Below are 24853 nucleotides of genomic sequence, written 5' to 3' on the forward strand. Positions count from 1 at the left end.
ACCCCCGGCCGCGCCCGGCCTCAGCTCGGGCGCGGCTTGCCCCGGTCGGTGAACAGCCGGGCCAGCGTGCTGGTCAGGTGCCGCACCGGCAGCGTGGTGTGCTCCAGCCTGCGCACCGCGGCCAGCAGCTGGGCCAGGCCGTCCTCGTGCGCCAGGCAGGTGCGCAGGATGTTCTGCACCTCCTGCCTGGCGCGGGTGTCGCGGTGCACCGAGGAGCTGATCGCCGGGTCCAGGGAGTCCAGCAGGCGCTGGCGGCTGTACGGGAACCGGCACAGCGGCACCGCCAGCAGCGCGTCGGTGGCCAGCGCCAGCACGTGGTGGTCCACAGTGGACACCGCTGGTCCGGTGCTCGGCCCGCCCGCGGTCGGCTGCCGTGGGCGGTGCAGGATCCAGGCCAGCAGGTCGGCGTCGCCCACCGGGACCCTGGCCGGGCGGAACAGCGCGCCGGGGATGCGGGTGGTGCTCTGGTAGAGCGTGTCGGAGATGATCAGGGCCAGGTCGGCGCGGTCGGTGCGCAGGGTCTCGTGCAGGGCCGGGGTGTCGGCCATGCCGAAGGCGTGCCGCACGGCCGGGCTGGTCACGCCCCGGTCGTCCACCCGCACCGGACCGGCGTGCATGGCCACCCGCAGCCGCACCCGCTCCACCGGCGGCAGGGTGGCGTTGACCGCGCGCAGCTCGGTGGACAGGTTGTCCGGCGCCATCGCCACCAGCTGCTCTCTGGAGACCTGCGGCGGCAGCAACAGCAGCACCCCGTCGCCGCAGCTCTCCGTGGCGCAGTCCGCCCACGGGATGTGGCTGCGGGTCACCGCCTTCTTCAGCGCCTCGTACATCCGGTGCCACAACGTGATCCGCTCGTGCCCAGAACTGTCCACAGTGGACGTCAAGTGCACCGCCAGCATCACCCTCGGCAGCACCACGCTGACCCGGCTGCTCAGCATGTCGGCCAGTCCGGACAGCAGCGCCTTGGTGCGCTGGGTGTCCGGGTGGTCCTCGCCGCGCACCCGCAGCTGCGCGTGCAGCACCTCCTGGTAGGTCGCCCGCGCCTGGACCAGTTTGCCCTGCTGGGTCAGCACCACGGCCAGGTTGCTGCGACTGTCCACAGTGTCCGGATGGTCCGCGCCGAGCACCCGGACCTGGTCGGCCAGCAGCTCGGTGTAGGCGGCCTCCGCCTCGGCCGCCTTTCCCCGCTGGGCCAGCACGTTGGCCAGGTTGTTGCGGCTGGCCAGGGTGTCCGGGTGGTCCGCGCCGAGCACCCTGGGCAGGTCGGCGAGCAGCCGGGTGTAGGTGTGCTCGGCCTCGGCGAGCTTTTCCTGCTGGGCCAGCACATTGGCCAGGTTGTTGCGGCTGGCCAGGGTGTCCGGGTGTTCCGGGCCGAGCAGCACGCACCGCCGGTGGGCCACCCGGCGGAACACCTCGGCCGCCTCGCTGAGCTTCCCGCCGTCCCGCAGCGCGTCCGCCTGGTCCTGCAACACGTTGGCCAGGTTGGACAGCACCGCCAGCGCGTCGTCGGAGTCCAGCCGGGTGCCCTCGGCGGCCCGGCGCAGGATCTCCTCGGCCTCGGTCAGGTCCGCCGGATCGGCCAGCCTGCTGTGCCGGGCGCGCAGCGCCGCGCCCAGGTTGGACATCCGCCGCAACCGGCCGGGGTGCTCCGGCGAGGCGGCCGCGCCTGCCTGGCGCAGCACCGCGATCGCCTCGTCCAGGGAGTCCAGGTCGCCGGTGCGCTCGTAGTGCAGCCGCAGCGCGGCGCCCAGGTTGGCCAGCAGCGCGGAGCGGTCCCGGTCGTCGTCGGGGGCCGCGCGCAGGGCCTGGCGCTGGCGGCGCACCGCGGCTCGCAGGTCCCGCTCGTCGAAGGTGTGCTCGTGCCGCTGCCGCAACGCGTTGCCCAGGTTGGACAGCTGCCCGCTGAGGTCGCGGTCCCGCGCGCCGAGCAGGCCGACCACCCTGGTCAGCGTGTCGATGGCCCGGTCAAGCACCGCCAGCTCGCGGGTCACCTCGTACTCGACCTGCAGCGAGTTGCTCAGCAGCGACAGCCAGGCCACCGCGTGCGCTGGATCGTCCACAGTGGACTCCGAGAGGGCGAGGGCCAGCCGGGCCGCCTCGCGCACCGCGGTCAGCGCGGCCACCCTGGACCCGGTGCGGGCCTGGTGGCCGCCCAGCCGCAGCAGCGCCACGGCCAGCGCGGCCCGCGCCTGGACCGGATCGGTTTCCGCGCACTGCCGCAGCTCCCGCACCCTGGCGGCCAGCCGGGACTCCTGTTCGGCCGGATCACTCATCGCTGGCTCCTCGGTCGATCTCGGGCGGCGGGTTGAGCAGGAACTCCCGCGCCGGCGCGGGATCGTGGAACTCCCAGCTCTCCGAACGGGTGCCGTCCCGCGCGGTGGAGCGGGTGTAGCGGAGCAGGCTGGGTCGCTGCGGCGCGGGCGGCGGCACCACGACCGGCCCGGCGGGCTCCTGGCCGCAGAACCGCTCGACCAGCCGCTGGTAGGCATCGCGGGCCGCGCCGAACCGGCCGCCCTCGCCGTCGAGCTCGCGCAGCATCCGCACGATGTAGCGGGCCTGGCTGCCGCGGATGGCGGCCTGGCCGCCGCCGGTGACCGCCACGTGCGTGCACAGCAGGTCGTGCAGCTCCTTGTCCGGGTCGAAGCCCTGGGCCAGGTAGCTGTCGTAGGCGTCCAGGGCCTGGGCCAGCGGGCCGTCGCCGGTCAGCCGGGCGCGCAGCTCGGCCACCTGCGCCCGCAGGGTCTTCCCCGGCGTGGTCGCGGCCAGTTCGGCGAGCACCGCCAGCTCCGCTTCCTCGGCCCCGCCGATGATCTGCGCGCGCAGCGCCAGGCTGTTCTCCGGCCGGTCCAGCGTGGTGGGCCGCCGCGGGTACCGGTCGTACTCCACCAGCACCACCGCCTGGAAGCCCTTGCCGATCGGCTCCACACCCAGCTGGTTCACCAACGGGCCGTCCAGCGCGGGCACCATGATCTGCGAGCCGCCGTGGCAGGCCGCGTTGGCCAGCAGCCGCACGTGGTCCCGGGGCGCGTCCGGCAGGAACGGCAGCACGGTGGGGGAGTTGGCGGGCACGCACACGATGTCGGTGTGCGGCACGGTCGCGTTGCTCTCCCACAGCAGGTAGTCCTTGCCCACCGCGACCGCCAGCCGCACCTGCCGCCCGCGCAGGGTCAGCTCGACCACCTCCGCCCCCCGGCCCGCGGTGGCGTTCTCCCTGTCGGCCAGGGAGAGCTTGGTGACCAGGTGCACGGTGCCGTCGTGGATGAGCACGGAGACGTTGCGGTGCACCAGTTGTTCGTCGCTCCAGCCCGCGCCGGCCAGCGCGGCCAGGTCGGCGGCCTCGGCGGTGTTGCGCACAAAACCCAGCCCCGCCACCACGACCCGGCCCGCGGAGAACTCGCGCAGGGTGTCCAGGCAGCCCAGCGGCACCAGGTACTCGGGGAAGACCACCACGTCGGCGGACTGCCGGTCCAGGAAGGCCATCAGCTCGACCAGGCAGGCCCTGGTCGCGGTGGTGGACAGCTCCTGGATGCCGTCGTAGACCGCGGGTTGCGCACTGCTGAACAGCTGCGCCGCGGACAGCTCACCCGGTCCCTGCTCGGCCTCGTACAACGGTTCGGCGGGCAGCCACAGGCTTTCCGGGGTGCGCGCGTGCGGCAGCCCGTCCAGCTGCACCACGCACAACCGGAGCCTGCGGTCAGTCCCGGGGTTCGACATGGGCGCCCTCCCAGAGCTCCGCGGCCAGGGTTTCGGCGAAGGGGTCGGGCTGGGCGGCGACCAGCACCGCCACGGCAGGGGAGATCAGGGACAACCAGACGCTCAGACTCATCGCCCACCTCAGCGACGTCGGTGCGGGACATCCGGCTGTCGGGCGACGGCCACCAGGCGTTACGCACAGTGACTAACCCGTGACCCAGATCTCGGGTCGTGACTGTCGCGACAGGACTGCGACACCGCCGGGACCGGGTGGGGAAACGCGAGGGCTTGTCTCGGGGCATGACCAACGCACCTCCCGCACCGTCCACAGTGGACGACCGCTCCGGCGCACCGGCCACCCGCCCGCACATCCCTGAGCTCGACGGCCTGCGCGGCCTGGCCATCGCCGGGGTGCTGCTCTTCCACGCCGGTCACCTCAGCGGCGGGTTCCTCGGCGTGGACCTGTTCTTCGTGCTCTCCGGCTACCTCATCACCGACCTGCTGCTCCGCGACCGCCAGCTGTCCCTGCCCCGGTTCTGGGGCCGCCGGATCCGCCGCCTGTGGCCCGCGCTGGCGGTGTTGCTGGTCGGCGTCACCCTGCTCACCTGGGCTTTCGGCACCCCCGACCAGCTGCGCGGCGCGCTCGCGGACGGGCCGTGGACCCAGCTCAACCTGGCCAACTGGCACCTGCTGGCCGAGTCGGCCGGGTACTGGGACCGGTTCGGGCCGGGGCGGGTGTTCGGGCACCTGTGGAGCATCGCGGTGGAGGAGCAGTTCTACCTGCTGTGGCCGCTGGTGGTGCTCGCGCTGCGCCGGGAACGGGCGGTGGCACTGGCCGCGGGGCTGGGTTCGGTGCTGTCACTGGGCCTCATGGTGCTGCTGGCCGAACCGGACCGGGTGTACACCGGGACCGACACCAGGGCGTTCTCGTTGCTGCTGGGCGCGCTGGTGGCGGTGCCGGCGGTGCGTCGGTGGGTGCTGCGCCGGGTGCCCTCGTGGGTGGTGCTGCCGCTGCTGGCCGGGCTGGCGGTGAGCTGGCTGCTGGTGGACGGGGAGCACTCGCCGATCCTGTTCCAGGGCGGGCTGTTCGCGCACGCGGCGGCCGCGGCGCTGCTGATCGTGCTGGCCCCGGGGTCGGTGCTGGCCCGCGGCCTGGCCTGGCGGCCACTGCGCGGGCTGGGACTCATCTCCTACAGCCTCTACCTGTGGCACTGGCCGGTGTTCCTGTTGCTGGGCAAGGAGCAGACCGGCCTGGACGGCTGGGCGTGGACGCTGCTGGTCTGCGCGGTCTCCCTGGCACTGGCGGTGCTGTCGAAGGTGTTCGTGGAGGACCCGGTCCGGTTCCGCGCGAGCTGGGCCCGTGGCCACACCGGACTGGTGGCCTTCGCGGCCAGCATGGCGGTGGTCGCGCTGACCTGGATCGCGGTGCCCAGGCCCGCCGCGGCGGTGATCGACACCGGTGCGCTCGGCGGCGGTGGCGCGGTCTCGGCCAACGGCCCCAAGGCATCCAGGGTGTTGTTCATGGGCGACTCGATCGCGGTCGGACTCGCGCTGCCACTGGCGGCGGCGACCAAGGCCAGCGGCCTGACCCTGAAGTCGGTGGCCGCCGCGGGCGGTGGTGGCGTGGTCGGTCCGCTGGCCGAGATGACCTGGGCCGAACTGCCCGGCACGATCGCGGAGTTCCGGCCGGACGTGCTCATCTACCAGGTGACCACCTACGACTGGGGCAGCGCCGCCGAGCAGCGCGCCGGGTACGAGCGGCTGGTCAAGGCGGCCGGGCAGGCGAAGGTGCTGTTCGTGACCATGCCGCCGATCAAGCCGGATGAGTTCTACGCCGCACACCTGGACGAGCTGGCCCGCACCGCCACGGTGCTGCGCGAGGTCGCCGCCGGTGGCCGGGCCGAGGTGCTGGACGCCGGCCAGGTCTGGGGCGCGACCTACCAGCGGGACCGCGAGGGCAAGGTCGAGCGCAGCACCGACGGCATCCACGCCTGCCCGGCAGGCGCGGCCCGCTTCACCGCCTGGCTGCTCGACGCCCTGGCCGCCAGGTTCTCCGGCGTCACCAAGGTCTCCCCGGAAACCTGGGCCAACACGGGCTGGTCCGCCGACCAGCACTTCAAGGGCTGCTAAGCCGGACACGTGCGCGGGCCGAGCGGATCGGCGCCGGGCAGGGTGAGCTGCAACCGCACCCTGGTCGTCGCCGATCCGCCGCCCTGCACGTGCACGCCCAGGGCGGTGCAGACGATCTGGTCGATGCCGCGGTCGGTCAGCTCGGCCCGGGACAGCGGCAGGACCAGGGTGATCAGGCCGGGTTCGGTGGTGGCGCTGACCAGGGTGTTGCCGGTCTTGGCGATCTCGGAGTGCAGTCCGCGCTCGTCGCCGGGGCCGGTGAGCAGCAGCGCGATGGCCTCGCCGATGGAGCCCAGGCGGTCGGTGTCGCGTTCGGTGCGGCGGAGCTCGCCCTTGCTGTCGACGAAGTACAGCGTCACGGTGGGGGAGACCCCGGTCGGCGCCTCGCCGCCATCCTCCACAGTGGACGGTGGGATGCCGCAGCCCGCGGTCAGCGTCAGCAGCGCGGCCAGCGCGAGCCGCCTCATGAAGCCGCCCTCGGCAGCACGAGGACGAAGCGGGCGCCACCGGCCGGATCGTTGCCCGCGGTGAGGTCGCCGCCGTGCAGGCGGGCGTTGGCCAGCGCGATGGACAGGCCAAGGCCGCTGCCGCCGGAGCGGGCCGGGTCGGCCTTGTAGAACCGGTCGAACACCTGGGGCAGCACGGATTCCGGCAGGCCGGGGCCCCGGTCGCTGACCTCGATCTCGATCCGTTCGGCGGTGGCGCGCAGCCGCACGGTCACCGGGGGCGCGCCGTGCCGCAGCGCGTTGCCGACCAGGTTGGCCACGATCACGTCCAGCCGCCGCGGATCCAGCCGCGCCACCACTTCCGGCAGGTCCGTCACCACCTGGTCCAGCCAGCCGCGGACGCGCAGGCAGTCCCGGATCGCCCCGTCCACCTCGACCTCCTCGATCCGCAGCCGCGCCATGCCGGCGTCGAACCGGGAGACCTCCATCAGCTCCTCGACCAGCCGCACCAGCCGCTGGGTGGCCGCCACCGCCAGCTCCGCCGACTCCCGTTCCACCGGGTCGAGCTTGCCGCTGCCCGCCTGGAGCAGCTCGCTCACCGCGGCCAGGGTGCTCAGCGGGGTGCGCAGCTCGTGCGAGACGTCGGCGACGAACCGGCGCGCGTCGGCCTCCAGCCGCCGCAGCTCGGCCACGGTGCGCTGCAACGCCTCGGCCATCTCGTTGACCGTGACGGACAGCTCGGCCAGCTCGTCCTTGCCGCGCACCGGAAGCCGCGCGCCGAGCTCGCCGACGGCCAGCGTGCGCGCGGTGTCGCGGACCCGGCGCACCGGCCCCAGCACCCCGCCCGCGGCCAGCAGCGCGAGCAGCACCGCCAGCGGCAGGGCGATCGCGCTGGTGCGCGCGGCGGCCATGGTCAGCTCGTCCAGCTGGGCCTGGGTGCCTGCCAGGTCGCGCACCGCGTAGACCTCGATGCCCGAGGGCCTGCGCTGCCCGTCCACTGCGGTGATCATCACCGGAGTGCCGATGAGCAGCCGCGGCCCGTCCGCCTCGATCCGCTGCCACACCAGGCGTTGCCGCTCCCGCACCGCCCCACGCAGCGCCTCGGCCGCCCGCTCCGCGCCGCCGCCCGAGCTGCTGTCCACATAGGACACCAGCGTCTGCTCGCCGACCGCCGCGCGCAGCCGGTCCAGCGCGGCCGCGTCCGGCGGGAAGGTCAGCTCCCTGGCCACCGCGGCGATCCGCGCGGTCAGCTCCCCGGTCAGCCGCTGCCGCGCCTCGCTGAGCAGCGCCGACCGCGCCGAACCCGCGCCCGCCCAGGCCGCCGCCACCGCGCCCAGTGCGGTGACCAGCACAAACGCCAGCACCAGCCGGGTGCGCAGCCCGTACGGCCAGCGCACCCTCATCGCGCGCCGAACCGGTAGCCGAAGCCCCGCGCGGTCAGCACGTGCTCGGGCTCGCGCGGCGAGCGCTCGATCTTGGCCCGCAGCCGCTGCACGCAGTTGTCCACCAGCCGCGAGTCGCCGAGGTAGTCGTGCTCCCACACCAGTTCCAGCAGCTGCTGGCGGCTGAACACCCGGCCCGGCGCGCGAGCCAGGGTGAGCAGCAGCCGGAACTCCGTCGGGGTCAGCGCCACCGGCTCCCCGGCCAGCGACACGGTGGCCGCGGCCGGGTCGATGCTCAGCTCGCCGTGGGTGAGCACCCCGTCCGGCGTGATCCCGCTGCGCCGCAGCACCGCCCGGATCCGCGCGTCCAGCACGGTCGGCTGCGCCGGTTTCACCACGTAGTCGTCGGCCCCGGCCTCCAGTCCGCGCACCACGTCGAAGTCGTCGCCGCGCGCGGTCAGCATGATCACCGGCACCGTGCCGGCGCCGCGGATCCGCCTGCACACCTCGAAGCCGTCCACCCCGGGCAGCATGACGTCGAGCACCACCACGTCCGGCGGGGCCGCGGCCAGCTCGCGCAGCCCGGTCTCACCGTCCTCGGCGGTGCGCACCTGGTGGCCGTGCCGGTCCAGCGCGAGCTGAAGCCCACGGCGCACCAGCGGATCGTCCTCGATGAGCAGAATCGCGACCACCCGGCCAGTATGCGGCGGCGACCCGATCCTGGCCGGTCACGCCGGGCGGCTGCGACACAACTACGACTTTGTCGTCACGATTATTTCAGTGTCGAGCGAAATTAATCCCTCCGGACAAGAAAAAAGCCAACCAGCCGGGAAACAGGACCTCAGTCGACGCAGAACTCGTTGCCCTCGATGTCCTGCATCACGATGCACGACTCGTTCTCCTCATCGGCGGGCAGCAGCCGCAGGCGCACCGCGCCGAGCGCGACCAGCCGGGCGCACTCCGCCTCCAGCACGGCCAGGCGCTCCGCACCCACCAGCCCGGTGCCGGACCGCACGCACAGGTGCACCCGGTTCTTGACCACCTTGCCCTCGGGCACTCGCTGGAAGTACAGCCGAGGACCGACACCCGTGGGGTCGGTGCAGACGGCCGAGCTCTGCCCCTCCGGCGACGGCGGCGGCGTGACGTATCCCAGCACCTCGGACCAGAACTGGGCGAGGCGCTCAGGTTCCGCGCAGTCGAAGGTGACCTGGAACTGTTTCACCGATGCCATGGGGCCACCATAGTTGTGGGGCATGCCCTGGCCTGACCGGGGCTCAGTCCGCCTTCTCCGCCGCGCCGAGCAGCTGCCGGATCCGGGTGGTGGCCGCGGCGAAAGCGGGCAGCGCCATGGTCTCCGCGTAGTCGCGCTGGGCGGGCAGCTCGATCGGGATGGTCTCGGCGATCCGGCCGGGGCGGGCGGTGAGCACGACCACCCGGTTGGCCAGGTAGGCGGACTCGGCGATGGAGTGGGTGACCAGCAGCACCGTGGTGCCGGTCTCCCGCCAGATCCGGTGCAGCTCCACGTTGAGCTGCTCGCGGGTGAGCGCGTCCAGCGCGCCGAAGGGCTCGTCCATCAGCAGCACCTGGGGCCGGTGCAGCAGCGCCCGGCACAGTGCCACCCGCTGCTGCATGCCGCCGGAGAGCTCGTGCGGCAGCGCGTCGGCGAAGCCGGACAGGCCGGTCAGCTCGATCAGCTCGTCGGCGCGTTTCCTGGCCTCGGCGGCGGGCATGCCGCGCATCTCCGCCTGTAGCAGGATGTTGCGGCGGGCCGAGCGCCAGTCCAGCAGGGCGGCGCGCTGGAAGACGTAGCCGATGTCGTGGCGGGGTCCGCGCACCTGTTCGCCGAGCAGGTGCACCGCGCCCGCGGAGGGTTTGAGCAGTCCGGCCACCAGTTTCAGCAGGGTGGACTTGCCGCAGCCGGACGGGCCGACCAGGGCGAGGAACTCGCCGGGCGCCACGTCCAGGGACACCCCGTCCACGGCGGTCACGCTCTGGCGGCGGGCCCGGAAGCGCACCGCGACCGAGTCCAGCCGGACCGCGTGGCTGGTGCCGGTCGTGATCACCCGGCTCATCCCTTCGGCGCCAGGTGCTGGGCCCAGTAGGTGCTCGGTTCCTTCGCCGCGGCGAGGATTCCGGTGCGCGCGAACAGTTCGATGGTGGCCCGCCAGTCGGCCTCGGTGTTCACCCCGGGGGCCTGGCCGCGGGTGCCCGCGGTGTGCAGCAGCGCGCGGGTGGCGGTGAACTGGTCGAGCACCACCGCGGGCGGGGGCAGCTGGGCGGAGGCGTCCTTTATCGCCTCCACCGCGGCGGCCGGGTTCTTCTCCGCTTCCGCCCAAGCTTCGGTGGTGGCCGCGACCATCCGCTTGACCAGGTCGGGGTCCTTATCCAGCAGGGCGGTGGAGGTGAGCAGGCCGTCGCTGTAGTAGGTGAGGCCGAAGTCAGCGAAACGCAGCTGGGACACCGGTTTGCCGGCCTTGTCCTGGATGATCGGGCCCTGGTCGTTGGCGTAGCCGACCAGTGCGTCGGCCCGGCCCGCGATCACCGCGGCGATCTTGCCCGCCGGGTCGATGTTCTGCACCTGCACATCGCCCTCGGCCAGGCCGTTCTGCTTGAGGAAGGCGCCGAAGGTCTTGGACAGCGCGTCACCCGCGGTCACCGCGACGGTTTTTCCTTTGAGGTCAGCGGGTTTGCTGATGCCCTTGTCCCCGAAGAACTGCACGGCGGCCGGGGTGGTCTGCAAGTAGACGCCCAGGCTTTTCACCGGGACGCCGGAGTCCACCGCGGCGAGCAGGGAGGAGGTGTCGGCCCAGCCGAACTCGGTCTGGCCGCCGCCGACGGCCTGCACGGTCTTGCCGGAGCCCTGGCCCGCCTGGATCTTGAGGTTGATCCCGTGCTTGCTGAAGATGCCCTGTTTCACGCCGTGGTAGAAGGGCGCGTGCTCGCCGTAGGGATACCAGTTGAGCGTCAGGGTGACCTGCTTGCCCTGCTCGGCAGGCGCGCCGCCGCACCCAACGACGGCCAGCAGCAGCGCGGCGAGCAGGACGGGGACGGAGCTGCGCATGGCTGGCCCTCCTAGAGAGTGGTCACGGGGTCGGCGCGGCGGCTGACGTGCCAGGGCAGCAGCAGCCGTTCGGCCAGTTCCAGCAGCGCGAACAGCGCCACGCCGATCAGCGACATCAGGATCAGCCCGGCGAACAGCATTGGCGTGTCGAGGTTTCCGTTGGCCTGCAGGATCACGTAGCCCAGGCCCTCGTTCGCGCCGACGAACTCGCCGACCACCGCGCCGGTCACCGCCAGCGTCACCGCGACCTTCAGCCCGGCGAACAGCTGCGGCAGCGCGGCCGGGAAGCGGATCTTGACGAAGGTCTTCAGCGGCCCGCCGCCCATGGTGGCGGCCAGGTCCAGGGTGTCCGCGCCGACCGACTTGAGCCCGGTGACCATGGAGATCACCACCGGGAAGAACGCGATCAGCACCGCCACCAGCACCTTGGGCGCCAGCCCGAAACCCAGCCACACCACGAACAGCGGCGCGACCGCGATCTTGGGGATCACCTGGGCGAAGACCAGGATGGGGTAGAGCGTCTTCTCCAGCGCGGGGGAGTAGACCATGATCACCGCGGCCAGCACGCCGAGCACCGCGGCGATCAGGAAGCCCAGCACGGTCTCGTAGCCGGTGACCCAGGTGTGCTCGCTGAGGTAGCCCCACTTGGCGGCGAACACCGACAGCGTCGCGCCGGGGGAGGGGATCAGGTAGGGCGCGACCAGGCCGGTGGCGGTGACCAGCTGCCAGCAGGCCAGTGCCGCGGCCAGCAGCGCGATCGGCCGCCAGGAGCGTTCGGCGGCCAGCCGCCAGCGGCTGACTCCCGGTGCGCGGTCGGTCATCTCCGGTCTCCGTCCCCATGCGGAAAGCGCTTTCCGATTCGCGTGGGTCAGTACGCTAGAGGCGGAGGGGGGCACGGTCAAGGGAAACTCGGCTGTCGATGATCGCCGCGGCCCCTAGAGTTGGCACCCGTGACCAGCCCCAGCCCGCGCCGACGTGCGGAGATGTTCGTCGACGAAGACCGAGACCCCCGGCTGACCGCCCCCACCACCGGTGCCGAGCGCGCGGTGCTGCTGGGCATTCTCCACGGCCAGCGCACCACCCTGGAGCTCAAGTGCGCGGGCCTGGACGCCGAGCTGGCGGCCAGGTCGGTGCCGCCGTCCACGTTGTCCCTGCTCGGGCTGGTCCGGCACCTGGCCGAGGTCGAGCGCCGCTGGTTCCGCGTGGTGCTGGCCGGTCAGGACGCGCCGCCGCGCTACGTCACCCCGGAGCATCCGGACGCCGAGTTCGACCAGGCCAGCGCCGACCCGGCGGTGGTCGCCGAGGCCTGGGCGGCCTGGCGCGCGGAGGTCGCCTTCGCCGAGCGGTTCACCGCCGAGGCGCCCAGCCTGGACGTCGAGGGCGTGGACGACTGGCGCGGCACGGTCTCGCTGCGCTGGGTGCTGATCCACCTGGTCGAGGAGTACGCCCGCCACAACGGACACGCCGACCTGCTCCGCGAGTGCATCGATGGGGCGATCGGGGTATGAAACGGAGCAGCGCCGTGCGGATCGACCCAGCCAACACCGAGCAGCTCAAGGCCTGGGACGGCGGCCAGGGCGAGTTCTGGACCCGCCGCGCCGAGCGCTTCGACGCCGGCGTGGCCCGCTACCACGGCCAGTTCCTCGCCGCGGCCGCGATCGAGCCGGGCTCCCGCGTGCTGGACGTCGGCTGCGGCGCGGGCCAGGCCACCAGGGACGCCGCCCGCCTCGCCCATCGGGGCAGCGCGCTCGGCGTCGACCTGTCCACGCCGCTGCTCGCCCTGGCCCGCGAACTGGCCGAGCGCGAGGGCCTGGCCAACGCGACCTTCGACCAGGTCGACGCCCAGTCCCACCCGTTCACCCCCGGCGGCTTCGACCGGGTGATCAGCCGCCACGGCGCGATGTTCTTCGGCGACGCCCCCGCCGCCTTCGCCAACCTCGCCCGCGCCCTGCGCCCCGGCGGCGAACTCACCCTGCTGACCTGGCAGCCCCTGGCCGCCAACGAGTGGATGCGCGCCTTCCGCACCGCCTTCGCCAACGGCGTCCCGCCCGAGGTGCGGCCACCCAGCGCGGGTGGGCTGACCGATCCGGACCTGACCAGGGACCTGCTGACCACGGCCGGGTTCACCGAGGTGCGCATCGAGCCGCTGAGCGAGTCGATGTGGTTCGGGGCCGATGTGGAGGACGCGCTGGAGTTCATCACCGAGCAGTTCGGCTGGATGATGGCCGACCAGGACGCCGACACCCAGGCCAGGATCGTGGCCGGGGTGCGCGCGGACATGGCCGAGCACCTGGCCGAGGACGGCGTCCGCTACGGCTCGGCCGCGTGGCTGATCCAGGCGAGGCGTTAGTCACGGCGCACGGTGACGATCTCCGGATGCTGCCCGGACAGGCTGATCGGCAACCGGTCCAGCAGCTGAAATCCGGCGCGGGGGAGCGCATTCGCGGGCAACAGCAGGACGGCTCGCCCACCGGGACGCAGAACTCGGCGCAGTTCGCGCCAGAAGTGCTGCGGCCGGCGGGCGAGCACCCCGGTCGGCGGGACCTGGCGGTCCCATGGCGGGTTGCACAGCACCAGGTCGATGGAGCCGTCCGCGACCGGCAATCGCCCGGCATCCGCGACGCCCCAACCGATTCCCGCGCCAATTCCGCTGCCCAACCCCGGCCCGACCCCCGCGCCGGTCCTGCCGCCGACCCCCGGGCCGAGCCCCGCCCCGATCCTGCCGCCAACCCCCGGGTCGATTCCCGCGCCGGTCCCGCTGCCGATCCCCGGGTCGATCCCCGCGCCGCCGCTGCCCAACCCCGCCGCGGCCCCGTTGACCCGCGCCGCCGCCACCGCCCCGGCATCCCGGTCCAGCCCCAGCACCACCTCCGCCCCGCCCAGCGCCGCCTCCACCGCCAACGTCCCGGCCCCGCAACACGGATCCAGCACCCGCCCGCCCCCGCCCAGCCGCGCCATCGCCGCCGCCACCGGCGGATGCAAGCTCCCGGCCCGGGTCACCCGCCGATACCCGCGGCGGTGCAACGGCCGCTCGCCGATCCGCAACGCCACCAGCGCCCGATCACCCTCCACAGTCACTCGCCAGGACAACCCGCCATCCGGTGGCGCCACCCCGCCCCGCCTGCTCCAGTACGGCAACCCCAGCGCCGAGGCCACCGGACGCCCCACCGCGTCCTCCAGGTCGTACCGGTTGTAGTTGCGCCGCCCCAAAAACGACGCCGACACGTCCACCCCGCCCGTGAAGTCCTTGCCACCACAGCGTTTCCGAGCCATCAGCAGCTCCGCCAACGGCATCCGCGCCGCCGCCTCGGCCAGCACGGGCAGGTCCGCGCGTGCCGGACCAACACCGCGCACCGAGATCCCGTGCAGCAGCACGTCATCGGCGCACCGCAAGCCCAGCACCGCGGGGGTCGGCTGCGCGCGGAACCACACCTCGCGATGTCCTTGAAACTCCACGGGGCCGAGCGGCCGGACCTCCTCGGCCACCACCTGCTCAAGACCCCGTACCGTCCGCGCCACCAGGCGCGCGGCCGTCACGTGTGGACGACTGCGCCTGGACGCGGTGAAACCCGAGAGATCATTCGATCTGCTCCCACGTCGCGACCCGGGACGGCGGTGTGCCGCCCCGCATCACCAGCGATGGGGAATCCGCTGCCCGCCGGTGGCCGGGTCAGCGTCGGGTGAACATCATGGCGGGCATGCTAACAGTGGTTGACCTTGACCGGAACGGGTTATTCCTCAGCCATGCCAAGCACAGTCGCCGCGGTGACCTTCGACTGCAGGGACCTGGACCGGCTCATCGAGTTCTGGTCAGCGGTACTGGGCTATCGCCTGGTGGACCGAGGTTTCAGCCTCGACGGCACCGAGTACGCGCAGATCAAGGGCGATACCGGCCCGCCGCTGATGTTCGAGCAGGTGCCCAAGGGCGGTCGCCGGCCGGAGAAGAACCCGGTGCACCTGGACCTGGACCCGCCGCCCGGCGAGCACGCCGCCGAGGTGGAGCGGATCATCGGGCTGGGCGCGCGCCGGGCCGAGGTCGGACTGGACCCCCGGCTGCCCTGGGTGGTGCTGCTGGATCCGGAGGACAACGAGTTCTGCGTGATCGACCACGACCGGAACGAACCTACCGTGAACGGCTGAACAGCCTGCCCGACAGGTCCACACCGGTGACCGCGCCGCTGGCGTCGCGGGAGAAGTAGCCGCGCTGCCCCTGCAGGCCGCCCTCGGTGATGACGTACTCCTCCCCGTCGCCGGGCAGGAAGCCGAAGGCGGCAGGCGGGTAGTCCGGCGGCATGTCGGCGGAGGCCTGGCGGATCTCCGGTTTGATGGTCACCGCCATGATCAGCTTGCCGCCCTCGGCGCTGATGTCGAGGTTCATCGCGTCGATCTCGTAGCGGCCGACCACCTCCGCGGCCCTGGCCGCCTCGAACGGGACCGGCTCCGGGTCCCGCTGCACCAGGCCGAGGTGGCGTTCCAGCGCCCACCGCAGCACGGCCTGGTTGAAGCGGTTGCCGTCCGGGCCCGCGTTGGCCAGCGAGACCACCGCGAAGTCCCGGTCCGGCGCGATCAGCAGCTCGCTGAACTGGCCGTTGCCGGAGCCGCCGTGCCCGATGGTGCGCACCCCGTCGACCTCGCGCAGGAACCAGCCGATGCCGACGCCGTCGCCGAGCGTGCTGGCGCGTAGCGCGGCGGTCTGCTCGCGCATGCCGCGCACCGCCTCGGCAGGCAGCACCCCGGCGCCGTCGGCGAGCTGGAACCGGGCCCAGCTCAGCAGGTCGCGTACCGAGGAGATCAGGCCGCCGCCGGGGTTGTTGGCGCTGGTGCCCGCCCGCCAGGCCTTCCACGGCCGCGCGGCCGACAGCGTGCCGTCCTCGTCCCGGTTGTGGCCGACGGCGAAGGGCCGGATGAGCACCTCGTCCAGGTCGAAGAAGGTGTTCGACAGCCCGGCGGGGGCGAGCACCAGCTCGGTCACCGCCTGCTCGAAGGACTGGCCGGTGAGGTGTTCGAGGACCCGTCCGGCCAGGTTGTACCCGGCCTGGCTGTAGGAGGCCCTGGTCCCCGGCGGCGCGATCTGCCGGAGCTCGGCCAGCTTGGCCACGAACCCCGGCAGGGTCTCATCCGCCTCGGCCCCGACCAGCTGCCAGTCCAGGCCCGAGGTGTGGTTGAGCAGCTGGAACACGGTGATCTCGGCTTCGGCCCGCGCATCGGCGAGCCGGAGCTCCGGCAGGTAACGGCGCACCGGCGCGTGCAGGTCCAGTTTGCCCTCGGCGGCCAGGCGCACCAGCGCGGTGGCGGTGAACGGCTTGGTCAGCGAGGCCAGGTGGAACAGGGTCCGGTCGGTCACCGGTACCGGGTTGTCCGCGCTGGTCACGCCGTGCGCGACGGTGGTCTCCGCGCCGTCGGCCAGCACGCCGACGGCGACGCCGGGGATGCCGAGCTCCGCGGCCTTGGCCGCGACGAAGTCGGCGAGTTCGGATGTCATGAGTGCCCCTCAGGTAGTTGAACTAAGTGCAAGTCGGACCCTAGCCGTACTCTTGAACAAAGTGCAAGTAAGCTGTGTGGCATGCCGAGGGACACGCTGACCGCGGACCAGATCGTCAAGGCCGCCATTGAGCTGCTGGACGAGGAGGGCCTGGACGGCCTCAACATGCGCACGCTGGGCCAGCGGCTGAACTCCGCGGCCACCGCCGTGTACTGGCACATCAAGACCAAGGACGACCTGGTCCGGCTGGCAGGCGACGCGATCTGGGCCGAGGTCGAGCTGCCCGACCTGGCCAGCACCGACTGGCGCGGCGCGGCCACCGCGATGGCCACCAGCCTGCACGCCATGCTCACCCGGCACCCGTGGCTGAGCCAGGCCTTCGGCAGCCACCTGCTCTACGGACCCGGCAAGGCCCGCCACGACGACCACTGCCTGGCCGTCTACGAGCTGGCCGGCTTCGACCCGGTCCAGGCGGACCAGGCCGCGGCCACGGTGCTGATCTTCGTGCTGGGCAGCTCGCTGGGCACCGCCGCGCAGGTCTCACTGACCCGGCGGCTCAGCCGCGGCGGCAAGGACGCCGAGGCCGCGATCGGCGAGACGGTGGCCAAGGCGCGCGAGATCGGCAAGGAGTTCCCCCGGCTGCGCGGGCGCCTGGACAGCCACTCCGCCAGCCCCGAGGGCTACGCCGCGGCCCCGGAGCGCACCTTCGAGTTCGGCCTGGCCGCCATCCTGGACGGCTTCGCCGCCCAGCTCGCCGCCAGGGCTCAGTGACCCCTGGCCAGCACCTGCAACCGGTGGTAAGCGCCGTTGAAGGTGTTCTGGTCCAACGGTTTGCTGGTGTACTGCCAGAACGTGTAGAACGGCCAGGCGTGCGGTAGCGGCCCGACCGCGCTGGCGTAGCGGGCCACCCACAGCGGGTTGGTGCCGCTGAGGTTGAGCCGGTTGCCGGTGCAGGTGGCCCACCAGTTGGTGCTGGTGTAGACGGTGGGCCAGCGGCCGGTGCGGCGGTGGTAGGTGTCGCTGAAGTCCTTGATCCAGCGGGACATCGCGTCCTGGCTCAGCCCGTAGCAGATCTGGCCGTACGGGTTGTACTCGATGTCCAGCGCGCCGGGCAGGGTGTGGTCGTCGTTGCGCCAGCCGCCGCCGTTGTCGACGAAGTAGTTCGCCTGGGCGGCGCCGCTGGAGCGGTCCGGCAGGGCGAAGTGGTAGGCGCCGCGGATCATGCCGACCCCGCGGGAGCCGTCGTACTGACCGCGGTAGTAGGGGTTGCGGAAGCCGGTGCCCTCGGTGGCCTTGACGTAGACGAACCGCTTGCCCTGCCGCCACCAGTGCCCCCAGTCCACCTCCCGCTGGTGGCCGCTGACGTCCATCCCGGCCACCGAGGCCTCCAGGGACACCTCGACCCTGGGCTGGTCCTCGGCGACGCCTTCGTGCAGGCGGATCTGTGAGCCCATCGGCGTGTCACCGTCCACTGCGGACTGTGCCGTCGCCGGTGCCGGCGCGAGCAGGGCGGCCAGCGCCGTCGCGAGGACGGCCAGGCAGTGACGTGCGAACATGGTGGCCTCCTGTTCGGCGAATCCTGTCCCTGCCGCAGATAGCCAGCGGTGACGCGTTCACGCCTCACCGGCGCGGGATTCATCCGAATCAGCGTCACCTGCTCGGCTGGTCTGGATGGCACGGGACCGGGAATCCGTGGATCAGCTTGGCAGACAAGGGGGTTCCGGCGATGGCTGTGCGTTACGAACGGGATCGGCACCACTGGGGGCTGCTGGCCGCGCTGGCCCTGGGCGTGGTGCTGGCCGTGCTGGCCATGGTGGTGGGCGCCTTCGGGGTGTTGCATCCGGTGGCCACAGTGGACGGTGTCGCGGAGGGTGAGCTGCTGCGCGGCGGCGAGCTGCACGACCGGGTGGTCACCTTCACCCCGCGTAACCCGAGCGCGGTGCGTGAGATGGAGGTCCTGGTGGACGGCCAGCCGGTGTCCGCCCGCCGCGGCGAGGGCACGGTCTCGGTGCTGCTGCGCGGGCTCTCCCACGGTGAGCACGAGGTCACCGCCCGGCTGCCCGGCCTGCTCTTCGGCGCGTCGGTGGCCCGCAAGTTCACCGTGGACGAGCGCGCCCCGGTACTGGCCGTGGACCGCCCGTCCCGGCCCGACGAACACGGCAGGGTGACCCTGCGCGGCACCGCGCGCGAGGCCGACCAGCTGCTGGTGCACGGGGCCAGGGTCGCGCTGCCGGCCGACGGTTCCTTCAGCGTCACCCTGGACCGTCCACCCGGGACGGTCGAGGTGACCGCGGTCGACCAGGCGGGTCACGTCACCGTGGAGCGGGTCCGCACCGCCACGCACCCCGGGATGCGCGCGGTGCACCTGACCGCGCACGCCTGGACCGCCCCCGGGCTGCGCGAACCCGTGCTGGACCTGCTGCGGGCCAAGCGGATCGACACCGTGCAGCTGGACATCAAGGACGAGAGCGGCCTGGTCGGCTACGCCACCGAGGTCGCCACGGCCAAGCGGATCGGCGCGGTCCGCGGCGGCTACGACGCCCGCGCCGCCCTGCGCCAGCTGCACGAGCTGGGCGCCAGGGTGGTCGGCCGCCTGGTCGCCTTCCGCGATCCGATCCTGGGCGCGGCGGCCTGGCGGGCGGGCCACCACGAGCAGCTGGTGCAGCGCGCCGACGGCGGCCCGTGGACCGGCGGCTACGGCCCCTACGCCTTCACCAACCCGGCCCACCCCGAGGTCCGCCGCTACAACATCGAGCTGGCCGCCGAGGCCGCCGGACTGGGCTTCGACGACATCCTCTTCGACTACGTCCGCCGCCCCGACGGCCCGCTCAAGGGAATGCGCTTCCCCGGCGCCACCGGCGACCCCACCGGCCACGTCACCAGCTTCGTGGCCGAGGCCGCGGGCGCGATCCGGGCCAAGGGCGGCGCGATCGGGGTGTCGGTGTTCGGCATCGCCGCCCGCCACCCGGAGCAGGTCGCCCAGGACATCCCGGCGATGGCCAAGCACGTCGACTACGTCGCGCCGATGGTCTACCCCTCGCACTGGGGCCGCGGCGAGTACGGCGTGGGCCACCCGGAGGCCGAGCCCTACGAGATCGTCAAGCGGTCGGTGGCCGACTTCCGGAGCGTGCTGGAGGGGTCGGCGGCGAGCGTGATCCCGTGGTTGCAGGACTTCTCGCTGAAGGTGAAGTACGGACCGGGGGAGGTGCGGGCGCAGATCAGCGGGGCCAAGGACGCGGGGGCCGGGTCGTTCCTGCTGTGGAACGCCGGCTGTCGGTACCAGGCGGAAGGGCTCGGGTAACGAAGTCGGCGCCGCCCGCGACGAGGAGGTGCACAGTCCGTCCAGGGGAGGAACGGCGAGTGAGCCTCAAGACGTGGTGGCAGACGCGCAAACGCAAGTGGCCGTGGGTGGCCGGGGCGGTCCTGCTGGCGCTGGTGATCATCGGCAGCCTGGCGGGCAGCCCGCCGCCGCCAGTGCCGCCCGGTGGGCCGGTGTCGGTGGTGCCGGTGGCGGAAAGCCCGGCCGGGGCGGTGGTGCCGCCCGGGGTGGTGGGCAAGACACCCAAGGAAGCCAAGGCCGAGCTGGCGGCGCTGGGGTTCCGGGACGTGGCGGTGGAGTCGGTGGACGGGCGGGCGGTGCTGGCCGAGTCGAACTGGCGGGTGGTGTCGGTGACCGGCGCGGGCCTGGCCACGGCGCTGACCACCCGGCTGGTGCTGCGGGTGGAGAAGCCCCAGCCCACGACCAGCAGCCAGCCCCCGCCACCGCCGACCAGCCGTCGTCCCGAGCCCACCGTGGAGCCGCCGCCGGAGCCCGAGCCGACCAAGCAGACCAAACCGGCTGCCCACTACAAGAACTGCACCGAGGCCAAGAAGGCGGGCGCGGCCCCGCTGCACCGCGGTGACCCCGGCTACGGACGGCACCTGGACCGCGACGGTGACGGGGTCGCCTGCGAGCGGTGATCGGCCACTCGGGTTGACTCGGGGGCATGCGGCGGACAGCGATCACGGCCGGCCAGGGAGCGGGAGCTGGGCATCAACCCGTGGGAGGACAGGGTGACGCCGGTGGCCTCGGTGTCCTTGCGGAGTTCATGCACCACGCCTTCGCCGGGTACTGGGCGCGGCACGCCACCCGGTTCACCAACGACCTGCTCGAACCGCCGCCCTCGCACGTGATGTCCATTTTGGACACCGCCCGGCGCGTTCCCCAGGTGGCGCACCGCTTCGCGCAGCTGTTCGCCAACCCGGAGGACTGCACCGGCCGGCTCGCCGACGAGACCGCCGCCATAGCCTGCCTCGCCTCGGTCAGCCAGACCGGTTGACCCGGGTTCCGTTGCGCCACACCGCCGCGATGCCGCGCAGCGCGGTGATGTCCCCGGTCGGGTCGCCGTCGACCAGCACCAGGTCGGCGCGCAGGCCGGGGCTGATCCGGCCGCGGTCGCGCAGCCCGAAGTGCCGGGCCGGGGCCGAGGTGGCCGCGGTGAGCGCGGCGATCGGGGTGAGCCCGGCCCGCACCAGTAGCTCCAGCTCGATCAGCAGGCCGATCGCGTTGGGCAGGCCGGGATTGGCCCCGTCGGTACCGGCCAGGATCGGCACGCCCGCCTTGGCCAGGGCCCGGATGTTGTGCGCCACGGCGGCCAGATCCGGCTTGTCACCGGGGAAGTCCGGCGGGAAGTGCTCGTCGGCGAACCTGCGCTGGGCCACCGACAGGTACGGCGCCACCCGCGGATCGGCGAAGCACCTCCGGTAGCCGGGCTCGTCGAGCAGCGCGTGGTAGATGGACAGCGTGCTGGTCACGAACGCGCCCGACCGGCGGGCCAGCCACAGCTCCTCCCCGGTCAGCGCGCGGTCGTTGGGCGTGTGGATCAGCCCGTCGACCCCCGCGCCGAGCAGCCAGCGGGTGTCCTCGCACCGGGACACGTGCGCCAGGGCGAGCACGCCGCGCTGGTGCGCGCGCCGGATGATGGCCTGACCCTGCGCAGGCGTGATGGTCGGCCAGGGATCGGCGGACTCCATCGGGTCAACCACGAACTTGATGTAGTCGGAGCCCTCGGCCAGCCGGTCGTCGACGTGCTGCTCCGGCGACATGCCCGGTCGCAGCCAGGGAAAGTCCTTCGGCAGGTTCATCTGCGAGCCGTGGCCGCCGGGCACGGTGATCATGGTGCCCGCGGTCCACAGGTCCGCTGCCCTGGTGGGAGCGAAGGACTGCCGGGCCGCCTTGTAGTCACCCAGGTCGGCGCGCAGGGCGATGATGTTGAACATGTCCAGCTCGGTGGTGACACCGAACCGCGGCGAGTCCGAACGCGGGATGCCCTGGTCGTGGATGTGCGCGTCGATCAGCCCCGGCAGCAGTGTCCGGCCCCGCCCCTCCACCACCTCCAGGTCGCCAGGAGGCAGCTTTCCCCTGGTCACGGCGGTGATCCGGCCACCGGTGCAGACCACGGTCACGCCGTCGAGCACCCGCTGCCCGTCGAAGACCCTGGCCCCCCGGATCGCGAAGTCCCGCCACCCCGGGCTCGCCGCCGCCGGTGCCGCCAATGCGGCCGCGCCCACCCCCGCGACCGCGGCCTTGAGCAAGGTCCGTCTGCCCACCGTGCACATAACCCCTCCGATACAGTTGACTCGCTAACGATTCGAACGTATCAGACTCGGCTATAGTGGTGGCGTGCAGAACCTGACCGTGCCCGACGCCCGCCGGCACGCCATCGGCAACGCCCTGCTCCGGATCGTGGCCAGGGACGGGCTTGACGGCGTCAGCCTGCGCGCGGTGGCCACCGAGGCCGGGACCTCGCTGGGCATGGTGCAGCGGCAGTTCGCGGGCAAGGACGAGCTGATGCTCTTCGCGCTCAAGCAGACCGGAGCGGCCACCGCCGAGCGGATCCGGCGGATCCCGTTCCGCGCCCCGGTGCTGGGCACGCTGCGCCGCATCGCCGACGAGCTGCTGCCCCTGGACGAGCAGCGGGTCATCGAGGCCCGCGTGTACTTCGCCTTCGCCGCCAAGGCGATGACCAACCCGGGCTTCGCCGAGCTGGTCGCCGCTCAGGACCAGGAGTTCCAGGCCACCCTGCTGGCCAGCTTCCAGGCCGCCGAGGAGGCCGGGGAGATCCCGCCCGGCCGCGACCACGCCGCGCTGGCCCGGATGTTCAGCTCGGTGCTCGACGGCGTCAGCCTCGCCCTGCTCGCCAGACCCGCGGGCACCCCGCCTGATGCCGTCGTCGCGGGCCTGGACACCGCCCTCGCCCTGATCAGCGCCTAACGACCGGCCAGCAGCGCCTCGGCCAGCGCGGTGCGCGCGCTCAGCACACCCTTGCCCGCCCGGTGGCTGGCCACCAAACCCGCCCCGCGCAAGGCGTTCAGGTGCTGGGACACCGCGCCCGCGGACATCCCGGTGCGCCGGGCCAGCTCGGTGGTCGAGGTCGGCGCGGACATCTCGGTCAGCAACCGGGCCCTGGACCGGCCGAGCACCGCGCCCAGCGTCTCCGCGGTGTCAGCGGGCGTCTCCCACAGCGCGGCCACCCCGCGCGCCGGATAGGCCAGCTGCGGGGCCTCGCCCGCGGAGATGCTCAGCACCGAGGGCCAGACAAAGGCCGAGGGCACCAGCACCAGGCCGGGGCCGTCGGAGACGTTCGGGGCGCGGCAGTGGCTGTTGGCCACGGTCAGCGCCGAGCCGTCCCAGCGCACCGACTCGTGCAGGTCGTTGAGCAGCGCGCCGATGCCCTGTTCGGCCAGCAGCCGCGCGCCGCGGAAGACCTCCCGGTCCAGCAGTGCCCGGATCCGCGGCCAGTCCGCCGCCAGCGCGTGCGCCCAGTAGGCGGTGACCTCCTCGGCCAGCCTGGCCAGTCCAGCGGCCGGATCCCGGTGCAGCGCCTGGATTTCCGGGCTGGCCGGGATGCCGGAGAGGTCCAGGTGCTCGCGCACCACGGCGACCGGGGTGGCCCGCAGCGCGGCCAGTTCGGCGGCCAGGTCCGGGGTCTGCGGCGGCGGGGTGAGGAAGTCCGGGATGTAGTGCGGCGCGGCCGGAACCAGCTGCCACAGCAGCGAGTCCGGCGGCGGGGGAGCGGTCCTGGCGAGCCAGGGGGCGTGCAGCACCCGGCCCTCGCCGCCGCGCAGCACCCGCAGGCTGGCCACGACCTCCCACAGGCAGGACACGGACAGTCGCACCCTGGCCACACCCTGTGCGGCGAAACCGATCGCGACCACGACCCACCCTCGTTTTAGCTGGAGCGAAAACGATAGGCGGATGCCGGTGTGGCCGACAAGCTGGTGTGGTGAGCCGAACCCACCACGCCGCCGAGTTCCGGCGGCTGCACGAACGCCGCCCGCTGCTGCTGCCCAACGCCTGGGACCCGGCCAGCGCGCGGGTCATCGAGGCCGCGGGCGCCGCGGCCATCGCCACCACCAGCGCCGGGGTGTCCTGGGCGCACGGCCGCCCGGACGGCCAGAGCCTGGACCGGGCCGGCATGATCGAGGCCATCCGCCGCATCCTGGCCGTGGTCGCCGTGCCGGTCACCGCCGACGCCGAGGGCGGCTACGACGACCTCGCCGGCACCGTGGCCGAGCTGGCCGAGCTGGGCGTGGCCGGGGTCAACATCGAGGACTCCGCCGACGGCGCGCTGCTCGACCAGGAGGCCGCCGCCGAGCGGATCCGGTTGGCGCGCAAGGCCAACAGCGACCTGGTCGTCAACGCCCGCACCGACGTCTACCTGCTCGGCGGCAGCGGCCCGGACGCCCTCGCCGAGGCGATCGCCAGGGGTAACGCCGCCTTCGCCGCGGGCGCGGACTGCGCGTTCGTGCCCGGCGTGATCGACGAGCCGACCATCGCCGCGCTGGTGGAGGGCCTGCACGGGCCGCTGAACATCATGGCCATGCCCGGCGCGCCCGAGGTGGCCCGGCTCGGCGAACTCGGCGTGGCCAGGGTCAGCGTCGGCTCGGCGATCACCCAGGCCGCACTGGCCGCCACCGAGCGCGCGGCCAGGGAGCTGCTGGAGTCCGGCAGCTACGGCGCGCTCGCCGACGGACTGCCCTTCGGCGCGGCCAACGGCCTGTTCAGCCCGCGCTGACCGCCAGCCCGCGCAGCAGCGGCAGGTAGATCTCATCCACCATCGAGGCGATCGTCTCCGCCGGGACGGTCCCGCCGCAGACCAGCATGTCGGCCCGGAACAGGTCGATGGGCAGCCGCAGCACCCTCGGCGTCAGCTCCACCGGAGCCAGCTCGCCGCGCTCGGCCGCGTTGCGCACGATCGTGGTCATCGTCTCCGCCAGCGGCGAGCTGTTCAGCCGCTGGCGGAGTAGCTCGGTGACCTCGGGATGCCGGAAGGTCTCGCCCATCACCCCGGCGATCATCTCGCTCATCACCTCAGCCCGGCGCGCGATCAGCGTGAAGAGCTCCAGCAGGTCGGTGCGCAGCGCGCCGGTGTCGGGGGCCTCGTGCGGGGTGCGGACCGGGTTCTGCCGGTGCGAGGCGGCCAGCACCAGCTCCGCCCGGCTCGACCAGCGGCGGTAGATCACCGGTTTGCTGGTCTGCGCCCTGGCGGCGACCGCCTCGATGGTCAGCCTGCTGTAGCCGACCTCGTTCAGCTCGGCCCATGCCGCGTCCAGGATCGCCTGTTCCAGCTGCTCACCGCGGCGTCGTGACTTCGGCCCACTCACGCTGCCCCTTAAG

Annotated in this window: 26 protein-coding genes; 10 read left to right on the forward strand and 16 right to left on the reverse strand. The window is 72.9% G+C overall.

Annotation, left to right across the window (positions count from 1 at the left end):
* Positions 1-20: 20 nt before the first annotated feature.
* The 3 genes from M8C13_RS13610 to M8C13_RS44490 are packed head-to-tail and all read right to left on the reverse strand — an operon-like array spanning position 21 to position 3826.
* On the reverse strand, positions 21-2273 hold the full coding sequence (locus M8C13_RS13610; RefSeq protein ID WP_252480919.1) for a tetratricopeptide repeat protein: 2253 nt from the start codon (positions 2271-2273) through the stop codon (positions 21-23).
* Positions 2266-3714 (reverse strand): hypothetical protein, encoded by a 1449-nt coding sequence (locus tag M8C13_RS13615; RefSeq protein ID WP_252480920.1) that lies wholly within the window; start codon positions 3712-3714, stop codon positions 2266-2268. Before M8C13_RS13615 ends, M8C13_RS13610 begins: the two co-directional genes overlap by 8 nt.
* On the reverse strand, positions 3695-3826 hold the full coding sequence (locus M8C13_RS44490; protein ID WP_256509016.1) for a hypothetical protein: 132 nt from the start codon (positions 3824-3826) through the stop codon (positions 3695-3697). The genes M8C13_RS13615 and M8C13_RS44490 overlap by 20 nt, the downstream gene beginning before the upstream one ends.
* 167 nt (positions 3827-3993) lie before the next feature.
* Here M8C13_RS44490 and M8C13_RS13620 point away from each other — a divergent pair, with 167 nt between their 5' ends.
* Positions 3994-5823, forward strand: coding sequence for an acyltransferase family protein (locus M8C13_RS13620; RefSeq protein WP_252480921.1), 1830 nt, complete (start codon positions 3994-3996; stop codon positions 5821-5823).
* On the opposite strand, the gene M8C13_RS13625 is transcribed toward M8C13_RS13620, so the two are convergent.
* From M8C13_RS13625 to M8C13_RS13655, 7 genes are all read right to left on the reverse strand, one after another.
* Entirely contained in the window at positions 5820-6290 is a 471-nt protein-coding gene (locus M8C13_RS13625; protein WP_252480922.1) for a GerMN domain-containing protein, read from the reverse strand. The two genes, M8C13_RS13620 and M8C13_RS13625, sit on opposite strands and share 4 nt — an antisense overlap.
* Positions 6287-7672 (reverse strand): HAMP domain-containing sensor histidine kinase, encoded by a 1386-nt coding sequence (locus M8C13_RS13630; RefSeq protein ID WP_252480923.1) that lies wholly within the window; start codon positions 7670-7672, stop codon positions 6287-6289. The genes M8C13_RS13625 and M8C13_RS13630 overlap by 4 nt, the downstream gene beginning before the upstream one ends.
* Positions 7669-8343 carry a response regulator transcription factor gene (locus M8C13_RS13635; protein WP_252480924.1) on the reverse strand — a complete coding sequence of 225 codons (675 nt, stop codon included), beginning with the start codon at positions 8341-8343 and terminating at the stop codon, positions 7669-7671. The genes M8C13_RS13630 and M8C13_RS13635 overlap by 4 nt, the downstream gene beginning before the upstream one ends.
* Positions 8344-8492: 149 nt before the next feature.
* Positions 8493-8882 carry a VOC family protein gene (locus M8C13_RS13640; protein ID WP_252480925.1) on the reverse strand — a complete coding sequence of 130 codons (390 nt, stop codon included), beginning with the start codon at positions 8880-8882 and terminating at the stop codon, positions 8493-8495.
* Positions 8883-8925: 43 nt separating this feature from the next.
* Positions 8926-9723: an ABC transporter ATP-binding protein gene (locus M8C13_RS13645; RefSeq protein WP_252480926.1), complete on the reverse strand. Its 798-nt coding sequence runs from the start codon at positions 9721-9723 to the stop codon at positions 8926-8928.
* Positions 9720-10712, reverse strand: coding sequence for an ABC transporter substrate-binding protein (locus tag M8C13_RS13650; RefSeq protein ID WP_252480927.1), 993 nt, complete (start codon positions 10710-10712; stop codon positions 9720-9722). The genes M8C13_RS13645 and M8C13_RS13650 overlap by 4 nt, the downstream gene beginning before the upstream one ends.
* Before the next feature lie 11 nt (positions 10713-10723).
* Positions 10724-11533, reverse strand: a complete 810-nt coding sequence (locus M8C13_RS13655) for an ABC transporter permease (RefSeq protein WP_252480928.1) — start codon at positions 11531-11533, stop codon at positions 10724-10726.
* Positions 11534-11662: 129 nt separating this feature from the next.
* Between M8C13_RS13655 and M8C13_RS13660 the strand changes: the two genes are divergently transcribed.
* Both M8C13_RS13660 and M8C13_RS13665 read left to right on the forward strand, forming a co-directional pair.
* The gene (locus M8C13_RS13660) at positions 11663-12220 is read left to right on the forward strand and encodes a DinB family protein (protein ID WP_252480929.1); all 558 of its coding nucleotides are present in this window, start codon (positions 11663-11665) and stop codon (positions 12218-12220) included.
* Between the two features lie 14 nt (positions 12221-12234).
* Complete coding sequence (locus M8C13_RS13665; protein WP_308202798.1) at positions 12235-13062, forward strand: class I SAM-dependent methyltransferase; 828 nt, start codon at positions 12235-12237, stop codon at positions 13060-13062.
* Here M8C13_RS13665 and M8C13_RS13670 read toward each other — a convergent pair.
* A complete protein-coding gene (locus M8C13_RS13670) occupies positions 13059-14249 on the reverse strand; it encodes a methyltransferase domain-containing protein (RefSeq protein WP_252480931.1) in 1191 nt (396 codons plus the stop codon). The genes M8C13_RS13665 and M8C13_RS13670 overlap by 4 nt on opposite strands.
* 207 nt (positions 14250-14456) lie before the next feature.
* Between M8C13_RS13670 and M8C13_RS13675 the strand changes: the two genes are divergently transcribed.
* Positions 14457-14852 carry a VOC family protein gene (locus M8C13_RS13675; protein WP_252480932.1) on the forward strand — a complete coding sequence of 132 codons (396 nt, stop codon included), beginning with the start codon at positions 14457-14459 and terminating at the stop codon, positions 14850-14852.
* Here M8C13_RS13675 and M8C13_RS13680 read toward each other — a convergent pair.
* Positions 14836-16194: a serine hydrolase gene (locus M8C13_RS13680; RefSeq protein WP_252480933.1), complete on the reverse strand. Its 1359-nt coding sequence runs from the start codon at positions 16192-16194 to the stop codon at positions 14836-14838. The two genes, M8C13_RS13675 and M8C13_RS13680, sit on opposite strands and share 17 nt — an antisense overlap.
* Before the next feature lie 81 nt (positions 16195-16275).
* Here M8C13_RS13680 and M8C13_RS13685 point away from each other — a divergent pair, with 81 nt between their 5' ends.
* The gene (locus tag M8C13_RS13685) at positions 16276-16965 is read left to right on the forward strand and encodes a TetR/AcrR family transcriptional regulator (protein ID WP_252480934.1); all 690 of its coding nucleotides are present in this window, start codon (positions 16276-16278) and stop codon (positions 16963-16965) included.
* On the opposite strand, the gene M8C13_RS13690 is transcribed toward M8C13_RS13685, so the two are convergent.
* The gene (locus M8C13_RS13690; RefSeq protein WP_252480935.1) at positions 16959-17750 is read right to left on the reverse strand and encodes a lysozyme; all 792 of its coding nucleotides are present in this window, start codon (positions 17748-17750) and stop codon (positions 16959-16961) included. The two genes, M8C13_RS13685 and M8C13_RS13690, sit on opposite strands and share 7 nt — an antisense overlap.
* 170 nt (positions 17751-17920) lie before the next feature.
* Here M8C13_RS13690 and M8C13_RS13695 point away from each other — a divergent pair, with 170 nt between their 5' ends.
* The 3 genes from M8C13_RS13695 to M8C13_RS13705 all read left to right on the forward strand — a co-directional run bounded on the left by M8C13_RS13695 (position 17921) and on the right by M8C13_RS13705 (position 20513).
* On the forward strand, positions 17921-19495 hold the full coding sequence (locus M8C13_RS13695) for a putative glycoside hydrolase (protein ID WP_252480936.1): 1575 nt from the start codon (positions 17921-17923) through the stop codon (positions 19493-19495).
* Positions 19496-19554: 59 nt separating this feature from the next.
* A complete protein-coding gene (locus M8C13_RS45415; RefSeq protein WP_252480937.1) occupies positions 19555-20154 on the forward strand; it encodes an excalibur calcium-binding domain-containing protein in 600 nt (199 codons plus the stop codon).
* A gap of 80 nt (positions 20155-20234) precedes the next feature.
* Positions 20235-20513 carry a hypothetical protein gene (locus M8C13_RS13705; RefSeq protein ID WP_252480938.1) on the forward strand — a complete coding sequence of 93 codons (279 nt, stop codon included), beginning with the start codon at positions 20235-20237 and terminating at the stop codon, positions 20511-20513.
* Here the strand turns inward: M8C13_RS13705 and M8C13_RS13710 are convergent.
* The gene (locus M8C13_RS13710; RefSeq protein WP_252480939.1) at positions 20497-21783 is read right to left on the reverse strand and encodes an amidohydrolase family protein; all 1287 of its coding nucleotides are present in this window, start codon (positions 21781-21783) and stop codon (positions 20497-20499) included. The two genes, M8C13_RS13705 and M8C13_RS13710, sit on opposite strands and share 17 nt — an antisense overlap.
* A 73-nt stretch (positions 21784-21856) precedes the next feature.
* On the opposite strand from M8C13_RS13710, the gene M8C13_RS13715 reads away from it, so the two are divergent.
* Positions 21857-22447 carry a TetR/AcrR family transcriptional regulator gene (locus M8C13_RS13715; protein ID WP_252480940.1) on the forward strand — a complete coding sequence of 197 codons (591 nt, stop codon included), beginning with the start codon at positions 21857-21859 and terminating at the stop codon, positions 22445-22447.
* Here M8C13_RS13715 and M8C13_RS13720 read toward each other — a convergent pair.
* Complete coding sequence (locus tag M8C13_RS13720; protein WP_252480941.1) at positions 22444-23391, reverse strand: DUF5937 family protein; 948 nt, start codon at positions 23389-23391, stop codon at positions 22444-22446. The genes M8C13_RS13715 and M8C13_RS13720 overlap by 4 nt on opposite strands.
* 68 nt (positions 23392-23459) lie before the next feature.
* On the opposite strand from M8C13_RS13720, the gene M8C13_RS13725 reads away from it, so the two are divergent.
* Positions 23460-24251: an isocitrate lyase/phosphoenolpyruvate mutase family protein gene (locus M8C13_RS13725; RefSeq protein WP_252480942.1), complete on the forward strand. Its 792-nt coding sequence runs from the start codon at positions 23460-23462 to the stop codon at positions 24249-24251.
* On the opposite strand, the gene M8C13_RS13730 is transcribed toward M8C13_RS13725, so the two are convergent.
* Complete coding sequence (locus M8C13_RS13730) at positions 24238-24840, reverse strand: TetR/AcrR family transcriptional regulator (protein ID WP_252480943.1); 603 nt, start codon at positions 24838-24840, stop codon at positions 24238-24240. The genes M8C13_RS13725 and M8C13_RS13730 overlap by 14 nt on opposite strands.
* Positions 24841-24853 lie beyond the last annotated feature (13 nt).

Origin of the sequence: Crossiella sp. SN42, assembly GCF_023897065.1 — a bacterium.
In the GTDB taxonomy this organism is placed as follows: domain Bacteria; phylum Actinomycetota; class Actinomycetes; order Mycobacteriales; family Pseudonocardiaceae; genus Crossiella.